Source organism: Cupriavidus sp. 21MJTG02-4 (assembly GCF_057798975.1).
Window position 1 is genome coordinate 68,123 of record NZ_JBYOJP010000008.1, and the last position, 11,872, is coordinate 79,994.

Genomic DNA, 11,872 nt, shown 5'->3' on the forward strand with positions numbered 1-11,872 from the left:
AGTGGAGGCCACCTGAAGGCGCCATCCGGCGCCAGTCGGTGCCATGATCGCGGGCGAACACGCCTCCGCAGACTTTTCCCTCGCACCGTGCAGTTTTTTCCTAAAGTATGAGCATGCACCGGCACATGCACCGCTTGCGTCCAGACGCGCGGCATCGGCCGCCCGCGCCTGATACCGCAAGGAGGCACCATGCCGCAGGAGAACGAAGAAAAAGTCGCACACCTGCAGGAAGAAATGCTGGCGTTCGCGCGGGAACGGTTGCCCGCGGCGGGGTTCGAGCTGCTCGAACCGATTCTGCGGCATTACTACGACCAGACCGATTCCGATGACCTGATCCATCGGGAAGTTGCCGACATGTATGGCGCCGTGATGGCGCATTGGCAAACCGCGCAGAAGTTCGTCCCGGGTACTGCGCGTATCCGCGTGTACAACCCCAACCTCGAAGAGCATGGCTGGCACTCGGACCACACCGTGGTCGAGATCGTCAACGACGACATGCCGTTCCTCGTCGACTCCGTGACCATGGAGATCAACCGATTGGGGCTGGTGCTGCACTCCGCGATTCACCCGGTGTTCCGCGTATGGCGCGGCGCCAAAGGCGGCATTGAGAAAATCGAGCTCGGCGGCGCCAACAGCGATGGCGATTCGCGCCTGGAATCCTTCATCCATTTCGAGGTGGACCGTACCGGCGAGCAAGCGCGGCTTGAAGCGCTGCGCACCGGGATTGCCCGCGTACTCGGCGACTTGCGCGCCGCAGTGGAAGACTGGCAGCGCATGCGCGACATCACCGAGGCCACCATCGGCACCATGGCGCAAACTTCGGACGCCAGCAGTGCCGACAGCATCGAAGGCCGGGCCTTCCTGCAATGGATGCTCGACAACCACTTCACGTTCCTGGGCCAGCGCGACTACCAGCTCATCTCCCAGGACCAGCGCTATTTCCTGCGCGGCGTGCCGGATACCGGATGCGGGATCCTGCGCGAAAGCCTGCGTCCGCCCGAAGCGGAAGACCTGACGCCGCTGCCGGCCGCAGCGACCTCCATCATCCAGGGCAGCTCGCCGATTTTCCTGACCAAGGCCAATTCGCGCTCCACCGTGCACCGGCCGGGCTACCTCGACTACATCGGCGTGAAGTTGCTCGACGCCAACGGCAAGCTGTTCGGCGAACGCCGCTTCGTCGGCCTGTACACGTCCACCGCCTACACTTCGCCGATCGCCGAGATTCCGCAGGTGCGGCGCAAGTGCGCGAACATCCTGGCCCGCGCCGGGTTCCTGACCAAGGGCCACCTGTACAAGTCGCTGGTGACGATCCTCGAACAGTATCCGCGCGATGAGTTGTTCCAGATCGACGAAGACGATCTGTTCGATATCGCGATCGGCATCCTGCGCCTGCAGGAACATCAGCGCACGCGCCTGTTCGTGCGGCGCGACCGCTTCGACCGCTTTGTCTCGTGCCTGGTGTTCGTCCCGCGCGACAAGTACAACACCGACCTGCGCCAGAAGATCCAGAAGATCCTGATGGGCGCCTTCCACGGCAATGCTTGCGAATTCACGCCGCTGCTGTCGGAATCGCCGCTGGCGCGCATCCAGCTGACCGTGCGCGGCGATCCCGGCAGCATGCCGCAGGTCGACACGCAGGAACTGGAAGCGCGCATCGTCCAGGCGAGCCGCCGCTGGCAGGACGACCTGGCCGAAGCGCTGCACGAAAGCCGTGGCGAGGAACAGGGCAACAGCCTGCTGCGCCAGTACGGCAGCTCCTTCCCGGCCGGCTATCGCGAAGACTACCCGGCCCGCACCGCGGTGCGCGACATCGAACTGATGGAGCAGGCCCTCCATGGCCAGGGCATCGCCATGAACCTGTACCGCCCGATCGAGGCCGTACCCGGCGCATTCCGCTTCAAGGTCTATCGAGCCGGCGAGCCGATCGCGCTGTCGCATAGCTTGCCGATGCTCGAACACCTTGGCGTGCGCGTGGACGAGGAACGGCCCTACCTGATCGAACCCGACAGCGGCGCACCGGTCTGGATCCATGACTTCGGACTGGAGATCGCAGACAGCGCCAGCGGCGCCGATTTCGATATCGAACGCATCAAGGCACTGTTCGAAAACGCCTTCGCCGGCGCGTGGAACGGCGAGATCGAGAACGACGACCTCAATCGCCTGGTCTTGCGTGCCGAACTGGCCGCGCGCGATGTGACCGTCCTGCGCGCCTATGCGAAATACCTGCGCCAGGTCGGCTCGACCTTCAGCGACGCCTACATCGTGGGCGCTCTGACCGGCAATCCCGGCATCGCGGCCACGCTGGTGGCACTATTCGCCGCACGCTTCGACCCGGCCGCGACCGCCACGCGCGAAGCGCGCTGCCAGCAGTTGCTGGCCGACATCGAGGCCGCGCTGGACCAGGTCCCGAACCTCGACGAGGACCGCATCCTGCGCCTGTTCCTCGGGGTGGTCAACGCGACCGTGCGCACCAACTACTTCCACCGCGATACCAGCGGGCAGCCGCGGCCCTACGTTTCGTTCAAGCTCAATCCCGCGCTGGTTCCCGGCCTGCCCGAGCCGCGCCCCATGTGGGAAATCTGGGTCTATTCGCCGCGCGTCGAAGGCGTGCACCTGCGCGGCGGCCGAGTAGCCCGCGGCGGCTTGCGCTGGTCCGACCGGCGCGAGGATTTCCGTACGGAAGTGCTGGGCCTGATGAAGGCGCAGATGGTGAAGAACACCGTGATCGTGCCGGTCGGTTCCAAAGGCGGCTTCATCGTGAAGCGGCCGCCGCCACCAACGGATCGTGACGCGTTCCTGCAGGAAGGCATCGCGTGTTACCAGACCTTCTTGCGCGGCCTGCTCGACCTGACCGACAACCTGGTGGCCGGCGCGCTGGTGCCGCCGCCAGACGTGGTCCGTCTCGATGACAACGATCCCTATTTTGTCGTGGCCGCCGACAAGGGCACCGCCACCTTCTCCGATTTCGCCAACGCGATCTCGGCCCAGTACGGCTTCTGGCTTGGCGATGCTTTCGCATCCGGCGGCTCGGTCGGTTACGACCACAAGAAGATGGGCATCACCGCGCGCGGCGCGTGGGAATCGGTCAAGCGGCATTTCCGCGAAATGGGCATCGACACGCAGGCGACGGACTTCACCGTGGCCGGCGTCGGCGATATGTCGGGCGATGTGTTCGGCAACGGCATGCTGCTGTCGCCGCATATCCGGCTAGTGGCGGCATTCGACCATCGCCATATCTTCCTCGACCCCGATCCCGATCCCGTATCCAGCCTGCAGGAACGCACGCGCATGTTCGATCTGCCGCGTTCGAGCTGGGCCGACTACGACACCAGGCTTATCTCCGCAGGCGGCGGCGTGTTCCCCCGCACGGCGAAGACCATCGCGCTGTCGCCGCAGGTGCAGGCCGTGCTCGGCATTTCCGCGAGCACGCTGTCGCCAGCCGAACTGATCCATGCGATCCTGATGGCTCCCGTGGACCTGCTCTACAACGGCGGCATCGGCACCTATGTGAAATCCAGCCAGGAGACCCATCAGCAGGCTGGTGACCGCACCAACGACGCCGTACGCGTCAATGGCGCCGAACTGCGCTGCAAGGTCGTCGGCGAAGGCGGCAATCTCGGCTTTACGCAACTCGGCCGCATCGAGTTCGCGCGCCGGGGCGGCCGCATCAATACCGATGCCATCGATAACTCGGCCGGCGTGGATTGCTCGGACCACGAGGTCAATATCAAGATCCTGCTCGGCCAGGTCGTGGCCGAAGGCGAGATGACCGAAAAGCAGCGCAACAAGCTGCTGGCCGAGATGACCGATGAGGTCGGCCTGCTGGTGCTGCAGGACAACTACTACCAGACCCAGGCCTTGTCGGTGGCCGGCCGCAACAGCGGCGCACTGCTCGATGGCGAAGCTCGCCTGATCCGCTCGCTCGAACGCGCCGGCCGCCTCAATCGCGCGCTGGAATTCCTGCCAGGCGACGAAGAGATTGCCGAACGCAAGGCCGCAGGCGAAGGGCTGACTTCGCCCGAGCGCGCCGTTCTGCTCGCCTATAGCAAGATGTGGCTCTACGACGAACTGCTCGCCTCGGATGTCCCCGAAGACACGCTGGTCGCGGACCTGCTGGTCGACTACTTCCCGGTGCCGCTGCGCCAGCGCTATGGCGATGCCATGCAACGGCATCCGCTGCGCCGCGAGATCCTGGCCACGCACTTGACCAACCTGCTCGTCAACCGGATCGGCGCAACGTTCGTGCATCGGATGCGGGAGGAAACCGATGCCCTCCCCGCCGATATCGTGCGCGCCTGCCTGATCGCGCGCGACGTGTTCGGGTTGACGGCCCTTTGGCAGGAGATCGATGCACTGGATAACCGAGTCGCCGATGCCGAGCAGGCGCGGATGTTCAGCGCCGTCGGCCAGCTGCTCGAGCGGGCCTGCCTCTGGTTCATCCGCTACTTGCGTACTGGCGGCACCGCCCAGGCGGGCATGGCTCGCTTCACGCAAGCGGCCCAATGGCTCACGCCGCAGTTGCCGACCGTGCTGCCGCAAGCGGATGCCGCGGCATTGGCCGAGCGTACGCAGGCCCTGACCGGTGCCGGCGTAGAGCCGGCGCTGGCCCAGCGGGTCGCCGGCCGCGATATCTCGGCGGCCGCGCTTGATATTGCGGAAGTGGCGGCTTCCTCCAACCGTTCGCTGGAACTGGTGGCGGGGGTCTATTTCGCGCTCGACACGCAACTGAGCTTCAACTGGCTGCGGGAGCGCGCGCAGGCCCTGCCCGCCGATACGCATTGGGACCTGCTGGCGCGCACCACCACGCTCGACGACCTGGGACGGCTCAAGCGCGCGCTGATGACCAGCGTGCTGGCGCAGTCGGGCGACTATGACACCGCCGAAGCGCTGATCGATGCCTGGCGCGCCAGCCGGCAAGGCGCGCTCGAACGCTTCACCCGCATGCTGACCGAGCAGCGTGCATCCGGCGCGACGGGACTGTCGATGCTGTCAGTCGCCATTCGCGAGATCGGCATGCTGGAATGACGCGGAAGCGGCGCGGCGCGCCGCTCAGTCTTCGTCCATACCCTGCATATCCGGCTCGCGCGGACGGAACTCGATGCCGAGCAGCACCAGCAGTTCGAAGGCATCCGCGAGCAGGTGCTTCTGCCTGGGCAGGAGGCTGGCGTACGGCATGTCATAAATCGACTGGTGCGCCGCACGCTGGCCCTTCAGCCCCCGGTCCCGGGCGATGTCCGAAAGCAGCGCCGCAAAGCCCGACAAGTCCTGGGCTGACAGCGCGGAGTTCAGCACCCTGGCAATGACCTCGGGTGATGCGCCTGCCCAGCCGATCAGTTCGGCGTTGGAGGCTGAATTGGGAGGGAGATCGGAAATTTCCATGGGCAGTCTAACGGTCCGTGCCGCAACTCCTTGAGCGCGAAGTGACGTAGAAATTTACCCTACATGCGTGGGGTTCAACCAATCCCTCCCCGCCTGCAAGGCCACGCAGCGGCCCCATCTTCGACATATCGATGGGACCGGACTCAGCCATTGTGCTGCACCCACTGGCGTGCCCACGCAATCGTTGCCAGCCGCGCCTCTTCTGCGGTGGGATAAGCGGCAGGCGGCCCACCTCCTTCCAGCACGACGGCTCCCGCCTCCCAGATATCGCACACAGCCTTGAACCGGCCGACACCCAGCGCGTGGCAAAACACGTGGACCATGAAGCCACCGTATTCGATGATATCGCTGGCCGCTTCAGGCAATGGCTCCGGGTCCAGCGCCGGCTCCTGCGCAGCGAGCGCGGCTTCGGCCGCCCTTGCTCCCGCCTGCCGGCACGCGCTTCTTGCCGCCCACGTACCGAGGCAAGCCAGCGCGGCGCCGGACAGCAAGCCCAGCCCAAACCAGCAAGCCCTGCTTTGACAATGCGCCATGGCAGCCCCCAGGGTAGGTAGAGCAACGCGCAGCGGCATTCCCGCCAGTATCTGGTTCAGGTTATACCAATGGCGGCAATACGGACGGCGCGATGGCACGTCAGCCACACCGGCACATTCTCGCCCGGACCGGATGACGCAGACGCGCCGGACCTTTATACTGTACATCCATACAGTATCGATAAGGGCACTGCCATGCCGCTCTACCTGTCCGATTCCATCTTGCTGGAAGCGCACTATTTCGGTGACGATGCGGAATTCATGCGCCTCAGTTGCGCACAGGTCAGCGTCGGCAACGGCGCCATCGTCGTGCAGGGCATCGAGCTGCGGCACCTGCAAGGCTTGCGCTGGACGCCCGACTTCCTGTCGTTCGACGCCAGCGGCGATCACCACCGATACCCGGTAGGCCGACCAGCCCTCATTGGTCCCGACCGCGCGCAGTTCGCGCTGCTCTGAAGGCTCCGGCCGCTGAACGCTGGGTCGGTGGAAGCTGCGCGCTTGCATGCTACGATGCCTCGCAGACTCCGGGAGAGATCCATGGTCCAGAAGCGCTATCACGAACTGCCCGTCGTGGAACGGGACGCCTTTGAAGCCGCGTGTGGCCGGCATGGTTTTGTCGCTGACGACTTTGAGGTGAGCGTGAAAGAAGATGCCGCCACTGCGCGCAGGATCATCAACGTCGGGCGTATTGTCGGCAGCCAGTTCGGGCAATACGCGACTGCGGATGGCATCGCATGGGTGGCCTTGTTCGAACGTGATCTGGCTGGCGATGCGTTTGGGTTTCCGTTGGCGGATTGAGCCGGGCAGCGACTTCAACCGGCACGCATCCGGCCCACGCATCTGGCCCACGCAACTGACCTGAGCAACGCGGCGACGGCTGCGAAAGATAAGCCGCCTAATCAACCAGCATAGAGAAAAGCATATTGACGGCGGCGGTCAGGTCCCACGAACGGCCGCTGTATGCGTCCGCGGCCAACAGGCCCACCACGCACACTGAGCGAGCCAGCGTCGTGTGATGCCCCAGCCAGCCCCGGCGCTCCGGGACGGACACCAGCATATCGTCGGCATAAAACGACGAATTGACCTGCGACACCTGCACGAGATAGTTCCGGAACCGTATAAAGGCGCCCATGTCGACCGCACCCGGGTCATTCCAGAAAGCATCCAGAGGACCCTGGAAGGTCAAACCCGGTTTGGCATAGAAGCAGCGCCCCAGCGCTATCACGGGCACGCGGTGAAACAGCGCCTGCAATCCGGTGGTCGAGTTGACCGTCACCAGACCCATGCAGCGATGCAGAAGCGAGGGTAGGTGCGCGTCATGGATGTAGAGCACCCGACCGGCGACGCCGAATCTTGCCGCACAGGCGTCAATGGCAGCCGCGTAGTCCGTATGCCCGCGATCCATCGGATGATGCTTGATCACCAGCAAGCTGTCCGCCGGCGCGCGCGCCGCAAAAGAGTGGATCGTCCACTCAATAAAGTCCCGCATGTGCCGCCACGGACTATGTACGCGGATCTGGCTATCGTTGTACACCTGCAGCGCGACCAGAAAGAAATGCGGGTGATCGCTGCTCAGCAGGCGCTTGCGCAGGCCCTTCTCCTGCCAGTGATAACGCGTCTTCCGCCAAGCGGCCTTCACCCACTGGGACAGTTCGTGCCATCCGAAGGGTTTGTGATGCCGGTAGCGCGGGTAGTGGCGAGCCCCTGCCATCCCTGCGGCAAAGTAGCCGAACGAGTACAAGGCCATGTTGCGGAAAGAGTGCGGAAACCTGCACGGCTTCGGCGGGCCTGGCACCCTGGGGATATCCGGGATCGCAAGCCGTCCCAGCGGCGAGTCTGCGTTGACGCCATCGCGCTCCAGCGTAATGTAGTCCGGACGGACATAGCCTTCCTCGAACGCCCAGAAAGCAATACCCATCGACGCGGCCACCTGCGCGGCGACGCGATGGTGGCGCCGGCACATGCCGAAGACCACCACTGCGTCGATGCGGCGATCGCCAAGCAGTTTGCGCAGGAAACTCCGCCAGGTCGCCATTGGCTCGGTAAACCGGACGATGTCGCCTTTGCGGTAGAACAGGTCGTCCCCGCCATTGAAGTTCACCTTGACGACCTGCCGCCCGGCTGCCAGCAGGCAATCACGCAGGCGCGCGAAGAATGGGCCGTTCGGGCCCTGGAGAAGCAAGACGCGGCGATACTGCGCAATCTGCGCGAACGACGCCTCTGCAGGCAATGCTTCACTGCGCAACATATGGCTATCGGGCCCAATATCGCAACAATGGCTGCATGATTCGTCGCCACGAGTTATTGCCGGCTGGTGGCCCCTCTGCCTTCCATGCCATGAGGTCGGCCACAGCCTGCTCCGCGCAAGCAAAGCCGGCTCCTTCATGGCGCGATATATAGCGGGGATACAAGATCAGCGTCCCCGCCACCAGCATGTCCAGCGATAGTGTTCGCCGCCGACGTGGCGCGTGGCAGAGGTCTTCGGTCAGGCCCCAACCGGCATAGAAAGGCAAGCCATGCGTCGTCACTGGTTTGCCTCGCAGCAAGGCCTCGAAACCAGCCAGCGAAGTCAGAACATGGATGCGGTCCACGGCTTCGATCAACTGGTGCATTGGGTAGCCGGGAACGATTTCATCGCACAAGGCGCGCAGCTCGAACTCCGCTGCCAGATTTTCCCGCAGGCCAGCCATCACATCCGGATGCGGCTTATAGAGAATGTAGGCATTGGGCTGGCGCTGGCGCACCGCCTCCAGCAACGCGCGATTGGTGGAAATGCGGACTGCACCGTAACGCAGCGAAGCGTCTGACTCGACCTGGCCGACGACCAGCACGACGTGGCTCGCCCCGGCTGGCCGTGCCCATGCGCCGCGCCCGACGTTGTACTTGGTGATCTTGGCGCGCACGATGGATTCACGCAACGCCGCAGCGCGCGCCAGCGTGTCGTGATCGAAGCCGGCATCGTTCAGCAGGGATTCGAGATCCGATGGCCGCGTCGCGTCGTAGTAAATGCCGCTTTGGTCAAACACCCATGACACGGGGCGAATCAATTGCGCCCCCAGACCCACGGAGCGCAGGAACCCGTCCTCGACTGTGATGACCGACAGGTCGGGCCTGTCAGCCGTGTCGATCGCCCTGCCCCAGCGCAAGATCGTTGCATGCCGCGGGACCTTTGCAAGCCTCCGATGGAAACGAATCTCGTGTCCTGCCAGGAACTGCCTCAGGAACGGGCGTTTCCAGCGCGAGAATCCGACCGCATGCAGACGAGCGGCAAACTGCAGGCGCAAGCGCCGCTGCAACGCCAGGTGCGAGATGGCATCTTCCACCTCGCAGCGCTGGCCGGTATCCGGCAGCACGTAGCGGGTGTACCGGATCAAGGCCGCATAAACCAGCTGCTCGAGCGGCACGGCCGTTCGCCGCGATGGCGCCGGCATCTGGTCGCGGGTCAGGCCCCAGCCGGCATAGAACGGCATGCCGAAGGCGTAAACTGCCTTGCCATGCATCAGCGCCTCGAAGCCGACCTGCGAGGTCACGACGAACACCGCGCTGGCATCTCGAAGCAGCGGAACCACATGCACATCGTCGCGCAGCCGCAAGACTTGCGGATAGCCTCCGGCATCGAGAATCTCGCCGAGATATCCGCGCTTGCGCCCGAGGGCGACCTCGGGATGCTCCTTGACCACGACCTGGCACGCCGGGTGGGCCTTCACCGCAGCGTCCAGCATGCGCCGAAAACTCGCGGCGTCCGCTTGCCCAAAGTGCACGGACGCATCGTCGACCGTCTGGTCGATGACAAGCAAATAGCCTTTCGCAGGCAATGCCTTTGAATCGGGAGCGTAGTTGTACTTGGAGACGCCGGCGGCACGCCACTGCCCGATCAGGCGCTGCGCTCGTTCATGCTCGGCCGCGCCAAGCGGCATCGCAATCATTTCTTCGAGTCGTGACGGCCCTGAAGCATCGTAGTAGATGCCCAGGTCGTCCACCACCAGCGAGCAGCTTCGCGATTTTGCGCCGGGATGCACGGATCGCAGGAAGCCGTCTTCGAGGCACAAGTAGCGATCGATGCCGCGTGACTTCGCGTAGGCCTGCGCCTTGAGTGCGCTCGGCCGCCGTCCCCAGCCGGCAACGCCGTTCAGGCGGCGCGTCGCGCGCCTCAATGGATGCACCGCCACCACCTCTTCGCCGAGGAAGGTGGCAAGGTGTTCAATGCGGCGTATGCCTGCGGAAAGAATGCCTATGGCACTCTCAGACGGCTGGTTCATCGCTTCCCAGGTCGTGGATCTGCAGAATGCCGACCACGCGGCCTGCGTCATTGCGGACCACGAGCGCGCTGATGCGCGCGGCATGGATGCGCGCTTCGGCGTCGGCGAAGCGTTCGTCGGGCGATGCCAGTTTCGGCTCCTTCGACATGATGTCGCGGGCCTGGATCGATTTGTAGTCGCAATCCGAATCGAAGGCGCGCCGGACGTCACCGTCCGTAATGACCCCGTGCAGCGATTCCCCATCCATCACCAGTGCCATGCCCAGGCGCCCGCGGTTAATCACGTGCACAACATCGCGGAAGGAAGAGTCGGAGCGGCAAATCGGCAGGTTTTCCTTGTGCATCACGTCCGCGACGCGCGTCAGCAGGCGCCGGCCAAGGCTGCCACCGGGATGGAAGCGCGCGAAGTCTTCCGGCTGGAAGCCGCGATTTACCGACAGCACCACGGCGAGCGCATCGCCCATGACCAAGGTTGCCGTGGTCGAGCTGGTCGGCGCAAGATTGTTGTTGCAGGCCTCACGGTCGACCGAAATATCGAGGACGACATCCGCGTGCCTTGCCAGGGTTGAACTGACCTTGCCCGTCATTGCGATGACGGGGTTCTTCTGGTGCTCCAGGAACGGCAGGATGCGAATCAGTTCCTCGGTTTCCCCGCTGTTGGAGATCATCAGCACCACGTCGATGGGCTTGATCATGCCGAGGTCGCCATGGAACGCCTCGCCCGGATGCACGGAAAATGCCGGCGTTCCGGTCGATGCCATGGTCGCGGCGATTTTCTTGCCCACCAGCCCGGACTTGCCCATGCCGACCAGCACGACACGGCCACGCGCGTTCAGGATGATGTCGACCGCCTTCCCGAATCCGGCATCGATGCGGCCGGACATGCGGTCCAGTGCCTGGATTTCCTGCGCAACCACATTGCGAGCGAGTCTGATTGCTTCTGTCATTTCTGTTCCTGCGTTCCAACTGCGTACTGCAACGCGATCCGTCTTTTCATTGGCCATGACGCCAGGTCATGGCATTCAACTTGCATGAGAAATTTCTGCGACTTTCCTTTCGGATCGAATCTTTTTTAGATCTTCTATTGCAAACGCCACATTATCAAATCTTACTGACGAAAGCTCAGTCATCGAAAGGCTCCACCAATCCAAAGACAAAAGTTGCTCAATTTCATTTGATGAAAATCTATACCTGATATGTCGCGCCGGCACCCCTGCGACAATGGAATACGGGGCAACGTCCTTTGTCACTACGGAATTAGCAGCAATAATTGCGCCATTCCCGATCGTTACCCCCGCAACTACGATAGCCTGAGCACCGATCCAGACATCATTCCCGATTACTGTGTTCTTATGGGCGATAAACCTGGCCCTTCTTTTCACATCCCGGTACTCTGGCCAACTCCGAAAAAGCGCGGAGTTATACTGAAACGAATGCGTAGACAAAAAATCAACCGGATGTGCGGCAACCCCAATTTCGCAATTTCTTGCAACACTGCAATATCGACCTATCTCGACATTTGGATAAACCACGCTTCTGATATTCAGATACGCGCAACGTCCGAGCCTCGATCCGTTGTGAACCTCACTTTGCGGGCCTAGATGCACCGGATGTTCCAAAACGGCCTGAGGTTGCACCGTCGCCGATGATGCAATGGATGACCACTCTTCATAACGCGGGTTTTCTTCATTCATGGACGGAA

At 63.2% G+C, this 11,872-nt stretch carries 9 protein-coding genes; 3 read left to right on the forward strand and 6 right to left on the reverse strand.

The genetic code is table 11. From position 1 onward, the window contains the following. Positions 1–189 precede the first annotated feature (189 nt). The gene (locus AC3FKH_RS17400) at positions 190–5,025 is read left to right on the forward strand and encodes an NAD-glutamate dehydrogenase (protein WP_488677109.1); all 4,836 of its coding nucleotides are present in this window, start codon (positions 190–192) and stop codon (positions 5,023–5,025) included. Between the two features lie 24 nt (positions 5,026–5,049). On the opposite strand, the gene AC3FKH_RS17405 is transcribed toward AC3FKH_RS17400, so the two are convergent. Continuing rightward, positions 5,050–5,379 carry a hypothetical protein gene (locus AC3FKH_RS17405; protein WP_488677110.1) on the reverse strand — a complete coding sequence of 110 codons (330 nt, stop codon included), beginning with the start codon at positions 5,377–5,379 and terminating at the stop codon, positions 5,050–5,052. 143 nt (positions 5,380–5,522) lie between these two features. Further along, entirely contained in the window at positions 5,523–5,912 is a 390-nt protein-coding gene (locus tag AC3FKH_RS17410; protein ID WP_488677111.1) for a hypothetical protein, read from the reverse strand. A 195-nt stretch (positions 5,913–6,107) separates the two neighbouring features. Between AC3FKH_RS17410 and AC3FKH_RS17415 the strand changes: the two genes are divergently transcribed. Then, positions 6,108–6,368, forward strand: a complete 261-nt coding sequence (locus tag AC3FKH_RS17415) for a hypothetical protein (RefSeq protein WP_488677112.1) — start codon at positions 6,108–6,110, stop codon at positions 6,366–6,368. Positions 6,369–6,449: 81 nt separating this feature from the next. Next, a complete protein-coding gene (locus AC3FKH_RS17420) occupies positions 6,450–6,710 on the forward strand; it encodes a hypothetical protein (protein WP_488677113.1) in 261 nt (86 codons plus the stop codon). 97 nt (positions 6,711–6,807) lie between these two features. Here the strand turns inward: AC3FKH_RS17420 and AC3FKH_RS17425 are convergent, their stop codons facing one another. The 4 genes from AC3FKH_RS17425 to AC3FKH_RS17440 form a co-directional block, all read right to left on the reverse strand. After that, positions 6,808–8,160 carry a capsule polysaccharide biogenesis protein gene (locus AC3FKH_RS17425; RefSeq protein ID WP_488677114.1) on the reverse strand — a complete coding sequence of 451 codons (1,353 nt, stop codon included), beginning with the start codon at positions 8,158–8,160 and terminating at the stop codon, positions 6,808–6,810. A 4-nt stretch (positions 8,161–8,164) separates the two neighbouring features. Then, on the reverse strand, positions 8,165–10,222 hold the full coding sequence (locus AC3FKH_RS17430) for a capsule polysaccharide biogenesis protein (RefSeq protein ID WP_488677115.1): 2,058 nt from the start codon (positions 10,220–10,222) through the stop codon (positions 8,165–8,167). After that, positions 10,155–11,117: a KpsF/GutQ family sugar-phosphate isomerase gene (locus AC3FKH_RS17435; RefSeq protein ID WP_488677116.1), complete on the reverse strand. Its 963-nt coding sequence runs from the start codon at positions 11,115–11,117 to the stop codon at positions 10,155–10,157. Before AC3FKH_RS17435 ends, AC3FKH_RS17430 begins: the two co-directional genes overlap by 68 nt. A 75-nt stretch (positions 11,118–11,192) precedes the next feature. Further along, a complete protein-coding gene (locus tag AC3FKH_RS17440) occupies positions 11,193–11,864 on the reverse strand; it encodes a xenobiotic acyltransferase family protein (protein WP_488677117.1) in 672 nt (223 codons plus the stop codon). Positions 11,865–11,872 lie beyond the last annotated feature (8 nt).

What these genes read in the sequence shown, in the direction of transcription:
- AC3FKH_RS17435 (WP_488677116.1), bottom strand. Translation starts at nt 11,117, where the DNA reads ATGACAGAAGCAATCAGACTCGCTCGCAATGTGGTTGCGCAGGAAATC.
- AC3FKH_RS17425 (WP_488677114.1), bottom strand. Translation starts at nt 8,160, where the DNA reads ATGTTGCGCAGTGAAGCATTGCCTGCAGAGGCGTCGTTCGCGCAGATT.
- AC3FKH_RS17400 (WP_488677109.1), top strand. Translation starts at nt 190, where the DNA reads ATGCCGCAGGAGAACGAAGAAAAAGTCGCACACCTGCAGGAAGAAATG.
- AC3FKH_RS17440 (WP_488677117.1), bottom strand. Translation starts at nt 11,864, where the DNA reads ATGAATGAAGAAAACCCGCGTTATGAAGAGTGGTCATCCATTGCATCA.
- AC3FKH_RS17430 (WP_488677115.1), bottom strand. Translation starts at nt 10,222, where the DNA reads ATGACGCAGGCCGCGTGGTCGGCATTCTGCAGATCCACGACCTGGGAA.
- AC3FKH_RS17405 (WP_488677110.1), bottom strand. Translation starts at nt 5,379, where the DNA reads ATGGAAATTTCCGATCTCCCTCCCAATTCAGCCTCCAACGCCGAACTG.
- AC3FKH_RS17420 (WP_488677113.1), top strand. Translation starts at nt 6,450, where the DNA reads ATGGTCCAGAAGCGCTATCACGAACTGCCCGTCGTGGAACGGGACGCC.
- AC3FKH_RS17410 (WP_488677111.1), bottom strand. Translation starts at nt 5,912, where the DNA reads ATGGCGCATTGTCAAAGCAGGGCTTGCTGGTTTGGGCTGGGCTTGCTG.
- AC3FKH_RS17415 (WP_488677112.1), top strand. Translation starts at nt 6,108, where the DNA reads ATGCCGCTCTACCTGTCCGATTCCATCTTGCTGGAAGCGCACTATTTC.